Source organism: Paractinoplanes toevensis (assembly GCF_018332695.1).
Classification (GTDB): domain Bacteria; phylum Actinomycetota; class Actinomycetes; order Mycobacteriales; family Micromonosporaceae; genus Actinoplanes; species Actinoplanes toevensis.
The window spans coordinates 12,095-29,196 of sequence record NZ_BOQN01000003.1 but is presented as its reverse complement, the minus strand read 5'-3'; the positions used below and the strand labels follow the sequence as shown (position 1 = coordinate 29,196).

Here is a 17,102-nt window from a genome sequence, read left to right as displayed (position 1 = left end):
GCGCTAACACCCGACGACGGACGCCCATGGCTGCCCCCTCGATATCGAACGTGACCCGCGACACTCACATAGTGGCGTTCACATTCGTAAATATCAAGGGTTCTTAACAGTCAGCGGAAGTCCGAGGAACGCGGCGAACGGTTCGAGCGCTTTCGCGGCCCGGCGATGATCGGTGGCAGTGAAGTCGATCAGTGGCTGGACGGTGACGGTCACCCCCTTGCGCCCGATGACCCGCTTCCAGGTCGCGACCACTCGCCCGCCCCGCACCAGCGTCGACTGGAACACCCCGTTGCCACCCGGGATGATCGCCGCGAGGTCGGCCGGCGACGCCATCATCGACCGGTCCTTGTAGCCGAGCATGTATTCGTCAAACCCCGGCAGAGCAAGCCACGATTTATCCGAAAAATCGGACGCGGGGCGTGGGTATGCGCCGCCCGAGCCCGCCCCGCCGCCCGAGCCCGCCGTGGCCGAGACGGTCAGCTGGTCCAGCGCCTCGGCCGCCACGATCATCTCCACGCCGTCGACGTCGATCGCTACCAGCGCCTTTCCGGCCTCGCCCAGGCCGATCTTGACGTCGGACATCGGCAGGCCGGTCCAGCCCGCGAAGTCCTTACGCGTTGCCGGGCCGTGGCTCTGGAAGAACCGCATCGCGATCAGCCCCAGCGCCTCCTCGCGCGAGGGACGAAACGGCGACGGCACCCAGGAATCGAGAAGCACGAACGTCTGGTCCTTGCCCACGTGTGGGGCGATGGCCGTGACGCCGACCTGTGATGCGTACCAAAGAAGGTGGTAACCGCGCTGCCCACTGACGTCGATGCCGCCTTCGGCCAGCGCTTCCAGGCACGAAGCTCGCGTCAGGCGGCGATCGCCCGTCAGGGCGGAGCCGAGCAGCTCGGTGGCTTTCTCGGCGGTCGGCCGGTCGAGCCCGAGCAATTCCCAGCGTTTCGCCACGCCGGTGAGTGACCGCGAGCCCATGACGTCGAGCATCCAGTGCGCGTCGCGGGCCGGCACGAGGTGGACCGTGCCCCGCATCGGCCAGGTGCGCAGCACGGAACGGTCCTCGAGGGCCGCGTTGACCTCGGCCAGCGACCAACCCGGCAGCCGGGCACCGAGGGACCAGAGGACGCTGTTGACGTCCTGCGCCTGCATGGCGCCGAACCAAGACGCGATGCCCTCGACCGTGGACGGGCCGCCACCGCGCAGCAGCAGGCTGGTCAACCGCAGGCCCAGGGCCGTCCGAACATCCATGGGACGACCCTAGGCCGGGGGTATGACAAGAAATCAGCGGCCGCGGCCGGCCCGGTACAGCTTGATCAGGTTGTTGGTCGACGAGTCGTCATCGTCGGCCGGCGCGGACTCCGAGGTCAGCTTGGGCGCGAGCTGGTTGGCCATGACCTTGCCCAGCTCGACCCCCCACTGGTCGAAGGAGTTGATCTCCCAGATCGTGCCCTGGGTGAACGTGATGTGCTCGTAGAGGGCGATGAGCTGCCCGAGCACGGCCGGCGTCAGTTTCGGCGCGACGATCGTGGTGGTCGGGTGGTTGCCCTGCATGACCCGGTGCGGCGCGACCGTGTCGCTGCTGCCCTCCGCCTTGACCTGCTCGAGGGTCTTGCCGAAAGCGAGCGCGCCGGTCTGGGCGAAGAAGTTCGACATGAACAGGTCGTGCATGCCGTCGGTGTCGTGGTTGGGCTGGAAGAACCCGATGAAGTCGGCCGGGATCAGCTTGGTGCCCTGGTGGATCAGCTGGTAGAAGGCGTGCTGCCCGTTGGTGCCGGGCTCGCCCCAGTAGACCTCGCCGGTCTGGAAGCCGACCGGCGAACCGTCCAGCCGCACCGACTTGCCGTTGCTCTCCATGGTGAGCTGCTGGAGGTAGGCGGCGAAGCGGTGCAGGTACTGCGAGTACGGCAGGATCGCGTGCGACTGGGCGCCGAGGAACGTGTCGTACCAGACGTTGATCAGGCCGAGCAGGGCCGGCACGTTCGACTCGAGCGGCTGGGTGCGGAAGTGCTCGTCGACGGTGTGGTAACCGGCGAGCATCTCGGCGAACTGCTCCTTGCCGATCGCGATCATGACCGACAGGCCGACCGCGGACGGCAGCGAGTAGCGCCCGCCCACCCAGTCCCAGAAGCCGAACATGTTGGCGGTGTCGATGCCGAAGTCGGCCACGCGGGACGCGTTGGTGCTGACCGCGACGAAGTGCTTGGCGACGGCCGAGTCGTCGAACCCGTCGGCGGCGAGGAGCCAGTTGCGCGCCTCGGTCGCGTTGGTCAGGGTCTCCTGGGTGCCGAACGTCTTCGACACGATGACGAACAGCGTCGTGGCCGGGTCGAGGTCGTGGGTCTTCTCGTACAGGTCGGTGGGGTCGATGTTCGAGATGAACCGGCACTCGATCTCGGGCGCCTTGTAGGCCTTGAGCGCCTCGTACGCCATCACCGGCCCGAGGTCGGACCCGCCGATGCCGATGTTGACCACCGTCTTGATGCGCTGCCCGGTGTGGCCGGTCCACTCACCCGAGCGCACCTTGTCGCTGAACGTGCCCATCCGGTCGAGCACCTCGTGCACGTCGGCGACCACGTCCTGCCCGTCCACGACGAGCGTCGCGTCGCGCGGCAGGCGCAGCGCGGTGTGCAGCACCGCCCGGTCCTCGGTCACGTTGATGTGCTCGCCGGCGAACATCGCGGCGATCCGCTCCCGCAGACCAGCGCGCTCGGCCAGGGCGATCAACGAGGACAGGACCTCGTCGGTCAGCAGGTTCTTGCTGTAGTCCACGGTCAGATCGGCGACGGTCGCGGTGAGGCGCTCGCCGCGCCCCGGCTCGCTGCCGAACAGGTCGCGCAGGTGCACCGCCGAGAACTTCTCGGCATGCCCCTGGAGGACCTGCCACTCGGCGCTGTCGGAAACGTGTTCGCTCATTGGCCTTGTCTCTCGCTCGAACCCGGACTCTCGTCCTCATCCTGGCATGAAACGGAGCGAGCCACCGATCAGTTCACCACTGACCGGCTCATAGACACCGCACAGCAGCGCCACAGAGCGGACGTAGCCGCCGCGGCGAACGTTGTCACCCATGACGACCTTGATGGAACGCCCGCGGGCGGCCGACCCCCGGCCCGAGTCACCGCCATCTCCTCGCCGCGCGCGACGATGGCCCGTCCTGGTCCTGCTCGCCGCCACCGCCGTCCTCTACCTGTGGGACCTGAGCGCCTCCGGCTGGGGCAACAGCTTCTACGCGGCGGCCGCCCAGGCCGGCGCGCAGAGTTGGAAGGCCTGGCTGTTCGGCTCGCTCGACGCCGGTAACGCCATCACCGTCGACAAACCACCCGCCGCCATGTGGATCATGGGCTTGTCCGCCCGGATCTTCGGCGTGAACAGCTGGTCGATCCTCGCCCCGCAGGCGCTGATGGGCGTGGCCAGCGTCTACCTGCTCTACGCGAGTGTGAAGCGCTGGTTCGGCCAGAACGCCGGCCTCCTCGCCGGAGTCGCGCTCGCACTGACTCCCGTCGCGGTGCTGATGTTCCGCTACGACAACCCCGACGCCCTGCTGGTGCTGCTGATGACGGCCGGCGCGTACACCACCGTCCGGGCCGTCGAGAAAGCCTCCTGGAAGTGGCTGGCGCTGACCGGCGTACTCCTCGGTTTCGGCTTCCTCACCAAGATGATGCAGGCCTTCCTGGTCCTGCCGGCCTTCGCCCTGGTCTACCTGATCGCCGCGCCGACCGGCCTCGGCAAGCGGATCCGCGACCTGCTCATCGCCGGCCTGGCCCTGGTCGTCTCGGCCGGCTGGTACGTCGCCCTGGTCGAGCTGTGGCCCGCTTCCTCGCGGCCCTACATCGCCGGCTCGACCAACAACAGCCTGTGGGAACTGGCCATCGGCTACAACGGCCTGGGCCGCATCTTCGGCGGCAGCGGCAACGGCGGCGGGGGCGGCGGCAGCCAGAACACCGGCTTCGGCGGCGCCACCGGCATCGGCCGGCTGTTCGGCAGCTCGATGGGCACCGAGATCTCCTGGCTGCTGCCGGCCGCGCTGATCGCGCTCATCGCCGTCCTCGCGCTGACCTGGACCGCACCGCGCACCGACCGGGCCCGCGCCGCCATGATCATGTGGGGCGGCTGGCTGCTGGTCACCGGCATCACGTTCTCCTACATGAGCGGCACCATCCACCCCTACTACACCGTCGCGCTGGCCCCCGCGATCGCCGCGGTGGTCGCCATCGGCGGCCGGGTGCTGTGGCTCTACCGCACCAGGATGTGGGCCCGCGCCCTGCTTGCCGCCATGCTCCTGGCCACCGCGATCTGGGGCTCGGTGCTCATGGGCCGCGCCGACTGGCTGCCCGCTCTGCGCTGGGCGTCGCTCGCGCTGGGCGTCGTACTCACCCTGGTCCTTCTCCTGCCCGCCGCGAACCTGCGCGGCTTCGCGGTGATCGCGCTGGTCGCGGCGATCCTCTCGGCCGGCGCCTCCGGCGCGGCCTACGCCGCATCGACCGCTTCGGTGGCCCATACGGGTTCGATTCCGACGTCCGGGCCGTCCGGCCAATCTTCAGGCACGGGAGGTACGCGTGGCGGGGCGGCCAACCGCACCGGCGGGCCGGACGGAAGCGCGGGTAACTCCTCATCGTCCAGTGCGGGGAGCCAGGCCCCGTCGTCGTCCTCGTCCGACTCGTCGACGACGACCCAGGGCGGCCCCGGTGGCGGTGGCATGGGCGGCGAGAGCAGCAGCAACAGCGAACTGACCGCCCTGTTGAAGGCCAGCACCACCAAGTGGTCGGCCGCGATCAGCGGCGCCACCTCAGCCGCCCAACTGGAGTTGGACAGCGGCACCGCGGTGATCGCCCTGGGCGGCTGGAACGGCAGCGACCCGAGTCCCACCCTGGCCCAGTTCGAGGCGTACGTGGCGGCCGGCCAGATCCACTACTACATCGCGGGCGGCGGCATGGGCGGCGGCGGAGCGAGCGGCTCGAGCACCGACGCCGCCCAGATCGCCACCTGGGTGGCCGCCCACTACACGGCCACGACCGTAGGCGGCACCACCGTCTACGACCTGACCCAGACGGCGACGAGCTGAACCACCGGCACAAGAAGCCCCGCGCCTGCACGGCGCGGGGCTTCCGCCGTCCCCGGACCGTGACCCGCGTCCCTGGCAGCGGCGGGATTCTCGGTTAGCATCGCGCGTTACATGAACCTCCTGACCCGCGCCGCCCCGCTCTCCGCCGTCACCGCCGGCCTGCTGGCCACGATCGTCGGCGTGACCAGCTCGGCAGCCATCGTCTTCAGCGCCGCCCGAGCGGCCGGCGCCGACGACGCCGAGCTGGCGTCGTGGATGCTCGCGCTGGGCGTCGGCATGGGCCTGACCTGCATCGGCCTGTCCCTGCGCTACCAGGCCCCGATCATCACCGCGTGGTCCACCCCCGGCGCCGCCCTGCTGGCCACCGGCCTGGACGGCTTCACCCTCCGCGAGGCCACCGGCGCCTTCCTGATCTCCGCTGCCCTGATCACCCTGTCCGGCGTGACCGGCTGGTTCGCCCGCATCATGAGCCGGGTCCCGGTCCCGCTGACCGCGGCCCTGCTGGCCGGCGTCCTGGTCCAGTTCGGCATCGGCCTGTTCGCCTCGATGCAGCACAGCCTCGCCCTGGTACTCACCATGTTCGCGACCTACCTGCTGTGCCGCCGCTTCCTCCCCCGCTACGCGGTGCTGGCCGCACTGGCCACCGGCACAGCGGTGGCCGCCGCCACCCATGCCCTGCACACCCGCGAGATCCACCTGGCCTGGGCCGAACCGATCTTCACCGCCCCCACGTTCTCCTGGCAGGCCGCCATCGGCGTGGCGCTCCCCCTGTTCGTGGTCACAATGGCCTCCCAGAACCTCCCCGGCGTAGCGGTCCTGCGCAACGACGGCTACCCGGTCCCGGTCTCCCCCTTGATCACCTGGACCGGCGCCACCAACCTGCTGCTGGCCCCCTTCGGCGCCTTCGGCCTGAACCTGGCCGCCATCACCGCGGCCATCTGCACCGGCCCGGCCGCCCACCCCGACCCACGCCGCCGCTACGTAGCGGGCGTCTGGGCCGGCATCTTCTACCTGACGCTGGGCGCCCTGGGCGCGACGGTGAGCTCCCTGCTCACGGCCCTGCCCGCGGCCCTGGTCCTGGCCATCGCCGGCATCGGCCTGCTGGGCACGATCGGCTCATCACTGACCACCGCCCTGACCGACAACCGCTGGCGCGAGGCAGCCGTGGTGACCTTCTTGGCCACCGCCTCCGGCGTCAAGTTCCTGGGCGTAGGTTCCGCCTTCTGGGGCCTGATAGCCGGCCTACTGACCGCCGCCGCAACCAGCGCCTTCCACCCCCGCCCACCAGCGCCAGCCCTCGCAGCCGCGCCTCCACCGGCACCCGCACCCGCACCCGCAGCCGCGCCTCCACCGGCACCCGCACCCGCACCCGCACCCGCACCCGCCGAGCCTGCAGCGGCCACCCCGTCGGCGGCCACCCCGGCGAAGCCCGGACCAGCCACGGAGGCCGTCCCACCACCAGCTGGTCCGTCACAGCCGTAAACCCCGCGCGGGTCTTGCATTGTCGGATCGCAAGGCTGTCGGCGCGGCGTGGCGGAGGCTCCCCAGCCAACTAGCGCAGATCTTGATGATTTAGCGTCCGCTCAACGCCCGAACTCGACAAGTTCGCCGCAGGTCCGATCGCGGGTGGGGGATATAAACGACATATCATGTTCCTGCGGCCACGATGCGGAATGCACTTCCCGCAAAGCAGGACGGCAGCCGCGATGCGGACATCCGACCCAAACTATGGAACCAGCTGCCACGATGCGGGACGCCGAAGACGCATCCGCCGTGCCGGACGCCGCCGCGCCCCCACCCGAAAGGACCCAGGGAACGCAGACCGCGCGGTGCCGTCAGCCGGCGAAGAGGGCGGTGACGTCGGGCGGGCGGAAGTTCGGGCCCTTCTGCACCTTGCCGTCCTCCCGCAGCATCGGCCGGCCGTCGCTGCCCAGCTTGCTCATGTTGGCCCGGTGGACCTCGGCGATCACCGCGTCCAAGTCGATGCCATAACTGATCGCGGTGCCGTAGGCGACGTAGACGACGTCGGCCAGCTCGCAGGCCAGATGGGCCAGCCGCCCCGGGGACGGATCGAGAAGCGCCGCCGCGGCGGCCTCTCCCACCTCGCCCGCCTCCTCCTCGAGGAGTCGCTGACGAACCGCGGCCAGCTCGGGCGGGATCGGCGTGGGACGGTCCGGATGGGCGAGGCCGAAGACCTCATGGAACTCACGGACCATCCGCCACGGCGACTCACTCACGCCCGGCACCCTATCGGTCGGCGACCCGCAACCATCGCAAACTGCGTCCGGTGTCCTATCGGTCAGCGGCCCCCAACCGTCGCAGCCCGCGCCCGGCACCCCATCGGTCAGCGGCCCCCAACCGTCGCAGCCTGCGCCCGGCACCCTATCGGTCAGCGGCCCCCAACCGTCGCAGCCTGCGCCCTGTGTCCTATCGGTCAGCGGCCCGCAACTGCCGCAAGGTGTGCCCGGTGGCCTGCTTGAAGAGGTATTCGGCCCGCTCGTAGGACAGGCGGCCCCGGCCGGTGTGCGGGCACCGATCGCCCTGCGCACCGGGAGCCAGGCGACGGTCGGTGCGAAAGAGCGGCCCCGACGTGCGACCGGCGATCAGCTCCGGCAGCAGCCGGGCGGTTCCCGAACGCCAGGTCACCCACCGGCCACCGACCCTCGCCCGGCGGTCGTCCAGATCCAGATTCTCGACGTCGAGCGCCAGCACGGCGGTCACCGGCGCCGAGGACTCGTGCAGCAGACACCAGAGGGTGCGCTCCCGAAGCGCCCGCCGATTATCGCCGAACAGCGCGGCCAGGTCTTCGGCCGGAAGCGGCACGACCGGCGAGACGGTTTCGGCCCGGCGTTCCAGCCCGGCTGCGAGGTCAGCCCGGCCGCACCAGGCGCCGAAGGAGCGAAGGGTGGCTCTATGCCGGTTCCAGGTCTTCGGGGCGGCGCTCCCCCATGTGGTGGTGAACACCGTGGCCACGGTCTCCGCGGTGAGCAGGCCGAGCGGAAGGCTGTCACCGAGCCCGCGCCGGAGCCGGGTGACGGTCTGCCGATAGGACCGCACCGTGGCCGCGTCCAGGTCGTCCCGCCCGAGAAAAGCGATGGCGACCGCCCCGAGCGTGTCCGCCGGCCCCGGCGCTCCCACCCGAACCGCCGCACCGGCCCTCGCGACGTCCGCGCCCGCGTTCCGGGAACGCGCCACACCGGCGAACGACGTTCCGGCATCCGGCAAACCGGAGGCGGTGGCCGCCGCCCCGGCCGACGGCGAGACGGCCGGCGGCGAGACGGCCGGCGGCGAGACGGCCGGCGACGCGACGGCCGGCGACGCGACGGCCGGCGACGCGACGGCCGGCGACGAGACGGCCGGCGACGAGACGGCCGGCGGCGCGGGTGGCGGCGCGGGTGGCGGGACGGCGGCGAGGAGGGCGGCCATGTCGGCGGCCCGGCGGTGCAGGAACTGCTGTTCCGGGCGGTTGCGGGTCAGCGTGAGGGCGCGCTCGAACTCGCGCCGCGCCTCGGCGGGCCGGCCCAGCCGGGCGAGCAGGTCGCCGCGGACGCCGGGCAGCAGGTAGTAGTCGCGCAGCGCGGGATCGGTGAGGAGGGCGTCGGCCTCGGCGAGGCCGAACTCGGGGCCGTACGCCATCCCGACCGCCACCGCCCGGTTCAGCCGCACCACCGGGCTCGGCATCAGCCGTACCAGGGTGTCGTAGAGCTTGGCGATGCGCTGCCAGTCGGTGTCCTCCGCGGTCGTGGCCTGGGCGTGGCAGACGGCGATCGCGGCCTGTACGACGTACGGTCCGGGTGGTTTGCCAGTTTTGCGGGCCCGCAGCATCGCGGCGAAGCCGCGGCGGATCAGCAGCTGGTCCCAGCGGCCGCGGTTTTGTTCGTGCAGCAGCACCAGTTCGCCGTCCGGGCCGATGCGGGCCGCCGACCGGGACGCCTGCAGTTCCATCAGCGCGACCAGGCCGTGCACCTCGGGTTCGCCGGGGACCAGTTCGGCCAGCATCCGACCCAGCCGCAGCGCCTCCCGGCAGAGGTCGCCGCGGATCAGGTCGTCGCCGGCCGTGGCCGCATAGCCCTCGTTGAAGACCAGGTAGAGCACCTCGAGCACGGACGCCAGCCGCCCGGCGAGCGACGCGGCGTCGGGCTGGGTGAAGCCGGCGCCCTCGTCGGCCAGGGTCTGCTTGGCCGCGGCGATGCGCCGGGTCACCCGCGGCTCGTCCAGCAGGAACGCGCGGGCGATCTCGGCGTTGGTGAGGCCGGCGACCAGCCGCAGGGTCAGTGCGATCCGGGCGTCGGCGGGCAGCGCCGGGTGACAGCACACGAAGATCAGCCGGAGGACGTCGTCCTGCTCCTGCTGTTCCGGCTCGACGGGTGGTTCCCCGACCGGAGCGGTGCGGGAGCGGCGGATGTGGTCGACCGCCCGGCGCCGGGCGACCGTGGTCAGCCAGGCGCCGGGATTGTCGGGCACGCCGGCGAGCGGCCACTGCTCCAGCGCCGCGACCAGTGCGTCCTGGGCGAGTTCCTCGGCCAGGCCGACGTCGTGGACGAGCCGGGCCAGCCCGCCGACGATGCGGGCCGACTCCAGCTTCCACACCGCGTCGATCGTGCGGTGGACGTCGGACATGGCGCAGGTCAGCCGTAGACCTGCTGCATGGTGCTCTCGCCGTCCCCGACGATCTTGCGGAAGCGGCGGGCCAGCTCGACCGCCTCTTCCCGCGATCCGACCTCGATGAGCGCGAACCCGGCGGCCGCCTCCTTCGCCTCGGCGAACGGACCGTCGGTCACGGTGATCTCGTCGCCGCGCGACGACAGCCGGATGCCGCCGGCTTCGAGGCCGCCGGTGGCCAGCAGCACGCCGGCCGCGGTGAGCTCCTCGACGAATGCCGCCATCTCGGCGAACAGCTTCTCGTCGGGCGCGGTGTCGGTGGGCTTCTGCATCATCAGGAAACGCATGGTGACTCCCCTCGGGATGAACTTGTCACCCCTACGTCGCCTCAGCATAGCGACAGGGAACGGACGCATTCCCTGTCGCATCGCGGCGACGACGTCCTGGCGAGACCCAAACCTTGGAGGATTCGCCATGACCGTCGTCCCGCTCACCGCCGCACCGATTCGCACCACCCGTACGCTGCTCGCCTTCGGCGTCGCCGCCGGCCCGCTGTGGGCCGCCGTCGCACTGACGCAGGCCTTCACCCGAGACGGGTACGACATCACGCGGCACCCGCTGAGCATGCTGAGCAACGGCGCGCTGGGCTGGCTGCAGGTCACCAACTTCGTCCTGGCCGGGCTGCTTACCATCGGCGGCGCGATCGGCCTTGGCAGAACCCTGAGCAGCACCTGGGCGCCGCGTCTGATCGCCCTGAACGGGCTCGGCATGCTCTGCGCCGGAGTCTTCACGATGGATCCGGCCGACGGCTTCCCGGTCGGCACCCCGGCCGGCCCCGGCGTCCTGACCTGGCACAGCTTCGCCCACTTCGCGAGCGGCTCGGTGGCCTTCATCGCCCTGATCGCCGCCTGTTACGTCCTGTCCCGCCACTACGCCCGATCCGGCGATCGGGCCCGCTCGGTCGCGTCGGCCGTCGCCGGTACCGCCCTGCTGATCGGCAACCTCTGGCCGATGACCGGCGGCCCGGCCGGATCCCTGGTCCTGGCCGTCGGTGCGATCACCGCGATGCTGTGGATCTCCGTCGTCTGCGCGACAAAGCTGACCTGACACAGCTGACCTGACACAGCTGACCTGAAACGTGTGTGGCCGGCCGCTTGGACAGCGGCCGGCCACACACCTCGCAGATCGTCCTAGGAGGCTAGGTATGCGGATGGGAGAGGGAACGGGGCGTTCCTCTCCAGCAGGGCCGTCGCCTCCGCGGCCGGCACCGGGCGGGACAGCAGGTAGCCCTGGGCGGTGTCGCAGCCCATCTCCTGGAGGACGGCGAGCTGGGTCTCGTTCTCGATGCCCTCGGCGACCGTCGACATGCCGAAGCGCTGGCCGAGCCGGACGATCGTGCGAACCAGCGCCTCGTCCTCGGTCTCGCCGCCGAGCCGGTCGACGAAGGAGCGATCGATCTTGAGTACGTCCATCGGGAACCGGCGCAGGTAGGCGAGCGAGGAGTACCCCGTACCGAAATCGTCCATCGCCAGCAGGACACCGAGCGCCTTCAGGCCGACGATCCGGGACAGGTTCTCGTCGGTGTCGGTGAGCAGCACGCTCTCGGTCATCTCGAGGCAGAGCTGCTGCGGCGGCATGCCGGTCTCGACCAGCACCGCGGCCACCATGCCGGCGAGGTCGTCGTCCTCGAACTGGCGCACCGAGACGTTGACCGCCATCTTCAGCGGCCGGTCCCAGGCGACGGCCTGCCGGCAGGCCTCGGTGAGCACCCAGCGGCCGAGCGGCACGATCAGGCCGGTCGCCTCGGCGACGCCGATGAAGTCGAGCGGCGGCACCATCCCGCGGGTCGGGTGGTTCCAGCGGACCAGCGCCTCGAAGCCGGTGATCTCGCCGCTGCGCAGGTCGACGTTGGGCTGGTAGTACAGGACGAACTCGTCGCGCTCGAGCGCGAGCCGCAGGTCGGCGGCCAGCTCGAGGCGGTGCGCGAGGGCGTCGTGCATGCTGGGGTGGTAGGTAGCGTAACCGCCGCCACCGGCGTCCTTCGCCCGGTACATGGCGAGGTCGGCGTCGCGCAGCAACTGGTCGGCGTCGAGGCAGTCGCCCGAGGTGGCGATGCCTATCGCGGCGCCGATGTGCAGCTCGCGGTCGTCGACGTCGATCGGCTCGGCCAGCGCGGCGAGCAGCTCCATGGCGATCAGTTCGGCCTCGTCGCGGGCCTCGTCCGCCTCCATGATCACGGCGAACTCGTCGCCGCCGACCCGGGCCACCACCTTCGGTGCGGGCAGGCGGCGGCGCAGCCGCTCGGCGACGTGCACGAGCAGGTGGTCGCCGGCGTCGTGGCCGAGACTGTCGTTGATCTCCTTGAAGCCGTCCAGGTCGAGCAGCAGGATCGCCACCCGGCCGGGCTCGTTGCGGCCGACCGCCTCGGCGAGCCGTTCCCGGAAGCCGGCCCGGTTGGCCAGCCCGGTGAGCACGTCGTAGTAGGCGTCGTGGCGCAGCTGGTCCTGCAGCTCCTGGGCGTCGCTGATGTCCCGGGTGTTGAAGACGAGACCCCGGATGTACGGGTCGTCGAGCCGGTTGGTGATGGTCATCTCGGCGAGGCGGGGCTGCCCGTCCGCGTGGAACAGGGTGATCTCGAAGACGGTGGTGGCGCCGGGAACGTCCTTGACCTCGTCGATCGCGGCCTGCACCCGGCTGCCGACCTTGCGCCCGGCCACCTCGACGAACCGCTTGCCGATCAGCATCCACGCCGGGTAGCCGAAGATCCGCAGGACGGACTCGCTCTGGTAGCGCACGGTCGAGTCGGCCTCGAGGATCGCCAGCGAGTCGGTGCTCTGCTCGACCAGAGCCTGGAAGCGCAGTTCACTGGCGTGCAGCGCGGCGGACCGCTCGGCCACCCGGCTCTCCAGCCGGCCCACCAGCCGGCGGTTGTCGATCACCAGGAGAAGCTGGCGGACGACGATCAGCACGACCAGGATCGAGCGGGTCCAGGTGCCGACCGCGGTGGGCTGCGCGCCGAGGACGAGCCGGGCGAGGCCGACGACCAGGCTCAGCGTCAGAACGACGTACGGCAAATAGATGGCGACGGCCTGGCGCCCGTCCTCCTCGCTGTCCTTCTCGGGCCATCGGCCGCAGGCCGCGGCCGTGAGGCCGGCGAAACCGGCCAGCCAGCCGATCGAGCCCAGGGTGTCGAGGCCGGCATGGCCGGCGCTGCCCGCCACGGCGAGCAGGAACATCGAGGCGGCGGCGAGCATCAGACCGCGGCGGCCGGTCAGGGTCCGGTTGATCCGGGTGAGCACGGTGAGTCCGGCGGTGCCGAGGAGGATGTCGGCGACCGGGTACGGCGGGACGGCCGGCCCGGTGGCGTGACCCGGCCCGATGATCAGGTGATAGCTGAGGGCCGTCAGCGACGTGCTGATGATCAGCAGGTCGAGCAGGGCGCGCACCTTCTCGGCGCCGGAGCGGGCCGGCATCGGCAGCACGAACAGACCGGCCCAGCCCAGTGCCACCAGGACGAGGTAGCCGGCGGCCGGATCGGCCGCGGTGCCGCCGAAGAGTCCGGCGGCCGCGGCGCCCAGTCCGAGGGCGGCCCAGGCGAGCCGCTCCCGGCCGGTGCGCCGCCGAGCCCGGATCAGGCAGGCGATCGCGCCGGCCAGAGCCGCCACAGCGGTAGCAGCGCCGATGACCGTGGTCATCGGAACCCCCCTTCGCCCGGCCGACCTGTCCGTGAACCACGATCGGGCGAGTTGCCGGCCATCTGAGGGTTGTCCGGGAAAACGACGCGGGCGGTCCCGGGAAACCGGGTACCGCCCGCCGGTCGAACGAGAAGAGTTACTTCTTCTTCTTGTTCTTCTTGTCCTTCTTCTTGTCCTTCTTCGACTTCTTGGCCATCGTCGGTCTCCCTTCGGCGCCCCTGCTTTCCCTTGCGTGGCAACGAAAATCACCTGCCGCGCCAAGGCTGCGGGTCAACGATACGGAAACCCCAGGGGTCGTGTGGTCATCCCTGAATGAACTCCGTGCAGATCGACCCTCAAACCCGCGTCAAAGTCCAGCACAGTGCGACAAACGCGCCGAGACAGAGCACCGTGCGCACGTGGTTCCACGGCACCCAGCGCGGCTCGAACGCCCGCCGCGTCGCCGCCGGATCGGTGCGGCCGGCCGCGTCCAGCGCGTTGTTCAGCGGAATGTGCAGGGCCGCGGTCAGCACGAGCTGCCCCGTGTACAGCACCAGGGCGATCGCAGTGGGCACCAGCACCTCGGCCGGGCCGCTGATCGCGTAGAGGACCGTCGCGGTCGCGGAGAAGACCGCAGCACCGGCGAAGCACAGAAAGAACCATCCGTTGGTGATGGCTTTGTTGATGCGCTGCATCACCTCGGTGAAGACCGCGGCGTCGGCCTCGCGCAGGGCGGGCATGACGGAGATGGAGTACGCGTAGAAGAGCCCCGCCATCATCCCGGTGGTGATCGTGGCGGCCAGCAGAACGGCGATCCGCATGTTCGGCAACGCTAGACCTGCCGGAAGTGGTTGCGCAGTCCCGGCCGCCGGGGTAGCCAGGGATACATGATGCCGATCATCGACGGTCACAACGACCTGCCCATGCAACTGCGCGCCCGCTTCGGTTACCGGGTCGACGGACTCGACGAGGACCGGCCGGGCGTGCAGACCTCGCTCCCCCGGCTGCGGGCCGGGCAGGTGGGCGGCCAGTTCTGGTCGGTGTACGTGCCGTCCGACCTTTCCGAGCCGGAGGCGGTGGTCGCCACGATGGAACAGATCGACGCCGTCTACCGGATGGCCGCCGCCTACCCCTCGGACCTCGCGATCGCGTACAGCGCCGACGACGTCGAGCGGGTGATCGGCGAGGGCCGGATCGCGTCGCTGATCGGCATCGAGGGTGGCCACAGCATCGCCACCTCGCTGGGTGTGTTGCGGGCGTTCGCCCGGCTCGGCGTGCGCTACATGACCCTCACCCACAACCACAACACCTCGTGGGCCGACTCGGCGGCGGCCGAGCCGGCGGTGAACGGCCTGAACGACGAGGGCCGTGCGGTGGTCCGCGAGATGCAGCGGATCGGCATGCTGGTCGACCTCTCGCACGTCGCCACGGTCACCATGCACGCCGTGCTGGACACCGCGTTCGCTCCGGTGATCTTCAGCCACTCCGGCGCGCGGGCCCTGCACGATCACCCGCGCAACGTGCCGGACGACGTGCTGACCCGGCTGCGGGACAACGGCGGCGTCATCCAGCTGACCTTCGTGGCGCCGTTCATCTCGGCCGATTACCGGGCGTGGTTCGTGGCCGCCGACGCGGAATGGCGGCGGCTCGAGCTGCCTGAGGTGGGCTGGTGGCCGCCGGCGCCGCGGCCGGGCGAGGACCCGGCGTCGGTGCGGAACTGGCCGCCGGGCGACCCGCAGGCCGCGCCGGAGTTCCAGCCGTGGCTGGCCGCGAACCCCCGGCCGGTGGTGACCGTTGCGCAGGTCGCCGACCACGTCGACCATGCCCGGGAGGTGGCCGGGCTGGACCACGTCGGGCTGGGCGGCGACTACGACGGCACCACCGACCTTCCGTCCGGTTTGGAGGATGTCTCGGGATATCCGCGCCTGCTGGACGAACTGGCCGGCCGCGGCTGGTCCCCGGCCGACCTCGGCAAGCTCACCGGCGGCAACATCCTGCGCGTGCTGCGCTCGGCCGAGCAGCTGGCCCAGGAACCGCTGTGGCCGCCGACCCCGGCACGCTGACTTTGGTCGAAGCATTCATAGACCGATGACGCCGGCCGTCGACCTCCGGCCGACGCGGCCGGACCGGCCCACTGGGCACGCTGAGACGCATGATCACGGTCGACAACCTCACCAAGAGGTACGGGAGACACAGCGCCGTCGATGACGTGTCGTTCACCTGCCCACCCGGCACGGTGACCGGCTTTCTCGGGCCCAACGGGGCCGGCAAGTCCACCACCCTGCGGATGATCTGCGGGCTCACCACACCCACCTCGGGCACCGCCACCATCGGCGGCGTCCCCTATCGCCGCATCGGCAACCCCGGCCGCCGGATCGGCGTCCTGCTGGACGCCTCCGCCCAGCACGGCGGCCGCACCGGCCGGGAGGTGCTGTCCCTGGCCGCTTTCACCATGGGCGTACGCCGTTCCGCAGTCCCGCCCGCCCTCGAACGGGTGGGGCTGGACACCACGGCCGCCCGCCGCCGGGTGCGGCGCTATTCGCTCGGCATGCGGCAGCGGCTCGGCCTGGCCCACGCGCTGATCGGTGACCCGTCGGTGCTGGTGCTCGACGAGCCGGCCAACGGCCTCGACCCCGAGGGCATCTTCTGGATGCGGGGCCTGCTGCGCGAGTTCGCCGACCGCGGCGGCACCGTGCTGCTCTCCTCCCATCTGTTGCGCGAGGTCGAGGCGGTCGCCGACCACCTGGTCGTGATCGGCAACGGGCGGATCGTGGCCGGCGGCTCCCGCGACGAGTTGCTCGCCACCGCCGGCACCCTCGTCCGGGCCCTCGATCCGCCCGCGCTGCTCGCCCTGCTCGACCGGGCCGGCCTGGACGCCGCCCCGGCGACCGACGGTGGCGTGGTGGTGCGGGCCCCGGCCGAGACGATCGGCCGGGCCGCCGCCGAGGCCGGCCTGGTCCTGCTGGAGTTGCGCCCGGCCGGCCCGGGCGGGCTCGAGCAGCTCTTCCTGGAGCTGACCCGATGAGGCTCACCGTGGTCGAGCTGCGCAAGCTGGCCGACACCCGGGCCGGCCTGTGGTTGCTCCTGCTGATCGGCCTGGGCAGCGTCGGCACCGCGGCGATCCTGCTCGGCTGGGCCCCCGACGAGGAGCTGCGGTTCGCCGACTTCTTCGCCTTCGGCCTGCTGCCACCGACCGTGCTGCTGCCCATCCTCGGCATCCTGTCGATGACCGGCGAGTGGTCGCAGCGCACCGCCCTGACCACGTTCGCGCTCGTCCCGGCCCGGCTGCGGGTGATCGGCGCCAAGGTGGCGGCCGGCGTCGTCGTCTCGGTGGCCGCCACCGCCGCGACCCTGCTGCTGAGCGCCGCCGCCAACCTGATCGGCATCGCCATCGGCGGCGACGGCGGCTGGCACGTCGAGGGCTCGCTGATCTGGCAGGGCCTGCTGACCGAGCTGCTGTTCGTGGGGATGGGCATGGGATTCGGCGCACTGCTGCTCAGCTCTCCGCTGGCCATCGTCGCCTACTTCGCCCTGCCGACCCTGTGGGGCGCGCTGTCCGAGTCGATCCGCGCGCTGCGCGAGGTCGGTAACTGGCTCAACATCGGCATCACCACCGAGCCGCTCTCGGTCCCGTCGATGTCCGCCGGGCAGTACGGCCGGCTGGCCGTCTCCGCCCTGGTCTGGGTGGCGCTGCCGCTGCTGCTCGGTGCGTGGCGGATGTTCCGCAAGGAGGTGAGCTAGTTTGCCCGCCGCCGGCCGGGGGTAGG

At 71.1% G+C, this 17,102-nt stretch carries 13 protein-coding genes; 6 read left to right on the top strand and 7 right to left on the bottom strand.

Annotated features, from left to right (window positions below; genetic code table 11):
• Positions 1-93: 93 nt before the first annotated feature.
• Together Ato02nite_RS01230 and pgi are read right to left on the bottom strand one after the other, a co-directional pair.
• Positions 94-1,248, bottom strand: coding sequence for a winged helix DNA-binding domain-containing protein (locus Ato02nite_RS01230; protein ID WP_213004436.1), 1,155 nt, complete (start codon positions 1,246-1,248; stop codon positions 94-96).
• A gap of 33 nt (positions 1,249-1,281) precedes the next feature.
• A complete protein-coding gene (gene pgi / locus Ato02nite_RS01225; RefSeq protein ID WP_213004435.1) occupies positions 1,282-2,913 on the bottom strand; it encodes a glucose-6-phosphate isomerase in 1,632 nt (543 codons plus the stop codon).
• Between the two features lie 151 nt (positions 2,914-3,064).
• On the opposite strand from pgi, the gene Ato02nite_RS01220 reads away from it, so the two are divergent.
• Together Ato02nite_RS01220 and Ato02nite_RS01215 are read left to right on the top strand one after the other, a co-directional pair.
• Complete coding sequence (locus Ato02nite_RS01220) at positions 3,065-5,059, top strand: ArnT family glycosyltransferase (RefSeq protein ID WP_246605955.1); 1,995 nt, start codon at positions 3,065-3,067, stop codon at positions 5,057-5,059.
• Positions 5,060-5,170: 111 nt separating this feature from the next.
• The gene (locus Ato02nite_RS01215; RefSeq protein ID WP_246605953.1) at positions 5,171-6,541 is read left to right on the top strand and encodes a benzoate/H(+) symporter BenE family transporter; all 1,371 of its coding nucleotides are present in this window, start codon (positions 5,171-5,173) and stop codon (positions 6,539-6,541) included.
• Between the two features lie 353 nt (positions 6,542-6,894).
• Here Ato02nite_RS01215 and Ato02nite_RS01210 read toward each other — a convergent pair whose 3' ends face one another.
• The 3 genes from Ato02nite_RS01210 to Ato02nite_RS01200 form a co-directional block, all read right to left on the bottom strand.
• Complete coding sequence (locus Ato02nite_RS01210) at positions 6,895-7,296, bottom strand: pyrophosphohydrolase domain-containing protein (RefSeq protein WP_281419680.1); 402 nt, start codon at positions 7,294-7,296, stop codon at positions 6,895-6,897.
• A gap of 190 nt (positions 7,297-7,486) precedes the next feature.
• Positions 7,487-9,679: an RNA polymerase sigma factor gene (locus Ato02nite_RS52795; RefSeq protein WP_307853574.1), complete on the bottom strand. Its 2,193-nt coding sequence runs from the start codon at positions 9,677-9,679 to the stop codon at positions 7,487-7,489.
• 8 nt (positions 9,680-9,687) lie between these two features.
• Positions 9,688-10,008: a YciI family protein gene (locus tag Ato02nite_RS01200; protein WP_213004434.1), complete on the bottom strand. Its 321-nt coding sequence runs from the start codon at positions 10,006-10,008 to the stop codon at positions 9,688-9,690.
• A gap of 127 nt (positions 10,009-10,135) precedes the next feature.
• Here Ato02nite_RS01200 and Ato02nite_RS01195 point away from each other — a divergent pair, with 127 nt between their 5' ends.
• Positions 10,136-10,768 carry a DUF998 domain-containing protein gene (locus tag Ato02nite_RS01195; protein WP_213004433.1) on the top strand — a complete coding sequence of 211 codons (633 nt, stop codon included), beginning with the start codon at positions 10,136-10,138 and terminating at the stop codon, positions 10,766-10,768.
• A gap of 83 nt (positions 10,769-10,851) precedes the next feature.
• Here Ato02nite_RS01195 and Ato02nite_RS01190 read toward each other — a convergent pair whose 3' ends face one another.
• Both Ato02nite_RS01190 and Ato02nite_RS01185 read right to left on the bottom strand, forming a co-directional pair.
• Positions 10,852-13,356 carry a putative bifunctional diguanylate cyclase/phosphodiesterase gene (locus Ato02nite_RS01190; RefSeq protein ID WP_213004432.1) on the bottom strand — a complete coding sequence of 835 codons (2,505 nt, stop codon included), beginning with the start codon at positions 13,354-13,356 and terminating at the stop codon, positions 10,852-10,854.
• A 335-nt stretch (positions 13,357-13,691) separates the two neighbouring features.
• Complete coding sequence (locus Ato02nite_RS01185; RefSeq protein WP_246605952.1) at positions 13,692-14,156, bottom strand: anthrone oxygenase family protein; 465 nt, start codon at positions 14,154-14,156, stop codon at positions 13,692-13,694.
• 69 nt (positions 14,157-14,225) lie between these two features.
• On the opposite strand from Ato02nite_RS01185, the gene Ato02nite_RS01180 reads away from it, so the two are divergent.
• The 3 genes from Ato02nite_RS01180 (at position 14,226) to Ato02nite_RS01170 (ending at position 17,076) form a co-directional block, all read left to right on the top strand.
• Positions 14,226-15,398, top strand: a complete 1,173-nt coding sequence (locus tag Ato02nite_RS01180; protein WP_246605951.1) for a dipeptidase — start codon at positions 14,226-14,228, stop codon at positions 15,396-15,398.
• 89 nt (positions 15,399-15,487) lie between these two features.
• The gene (locus tag Ato02nite_RS01175; protein WP_213004429.1) at positions 15,488-16,360 is read left to right on the top strand and encodes an ABC transporter ATP-binding protein; all 873 of its coding nucleotides are present in this window, start codon (positions 15,488-15,490) and stop codon (positions 16,358-16,360) included.
• On the top strand, positions 16,357-17,076 hold the full coding sequence (locus Ato02nite_RS01170) for an ABC transporter permease (protein ID WP_213004428.1): 720 nt from the start codon (positions 16,357-16,359) through the stop codon (positions 17,074-17,076). The genes Ato02nite_RS01175 and Ato02nite_RS01170 overlap by 4 nt, the downstream gene beginning before the upstream one ends.
• Positions 17,077-17,102 lie beyond the last annotated feature (26 nt).

Excerpts from the sequence above, each read along its gene's own strand:
- Ato02nite_RS52795 (WP_307853574.1), bottom strand. The coding sequence starts at position 9,679 with ATGTCCGACGTCCACCGCACGATCGACGCGGTGTGGAAGCTGGAGTCG.
- Ato02nite_RS01190 (WP_213004432.1), bottom strand. The coding sequence starts at position 13,356 with ATGACCACGGTCATCGGCGCTGCTACCGCTGTGGCGGCTCTGGCCGGC.
- Ato02nite_RS01195 (WP_213004433.1), top strand. The coding sequence starts at position 10,136 with ATGACCGTCGTCCCGCTCACCGCCGCACCGATTCGCACCACCCGTACG.
- Ato02nite_RS01170 (WP_213004428.1), top strand. The coding sequence starts at position 16,357 with ATGAGGCTCACCGTGGTCGAGCTGCGCAAGCTGGCCGACACCCGGGCC.
- Ato02nite_RS01180 (WP_246605951.1), top strand. The coding sequence starts at position 14,226 with ATGCCGATCATCGACGGTCACAACGACCTGCCCATGCAACTGCGCGCC.
- Ato02nite_RS01215 (WP_246605953.1), top strand. The coding sequence starts at position 5,171 with ATGAACCTCCTGACCCGCGCCGCCCCGCTCTCCGCCGTCACCGCCGGC.
- Ato02nite_RS01175 (WP_213004429.1), top strand. The coding sequence starts at position 15,488 with ATGATCACGGTCGACAACCTCACCAAGAGGTACGGGAGACACAGCGCC.
- pgi (WP_213004435.1), bottom strand. The coding sequence starts at position 2,913 with ATGAGCGAACACGTTTCCGACAGCGCCGAGTGGCAGGTCCTCCAGGGG.
- Ato02nite_RS01220 (WP_246605955.1), top strand. The coding sequence starts at position 3,065 with ATGACGACCTTGATGGAACGCCCGCGGGCGGCCGACCCCCGGCCCGAG.
- Ato02nite_RS01200 (WP_213004434.1), bottom strand. The coding sequence starts at position 10,008 with ATGCGTTTCCTGATGATGCAGAAGCCCACCGACACCGCGCCCGACGAG.
- Ato02nite_RS01185 (WP_246605952.1), bottom strand. The coding sequence starts at position 14,156 with ATGCGGATCGCCGTTCTGCTGGCCGCCACGATCACCACCGGGATGATG.
- Ato02nite_RS01230 (WP_213004436.1), bottom strand. The coding sequence starts at position 1,248 with ATGGATGTTCGGACGGCCCTGGGCCTGCGGTTGACCAGCCTGCTGCTG.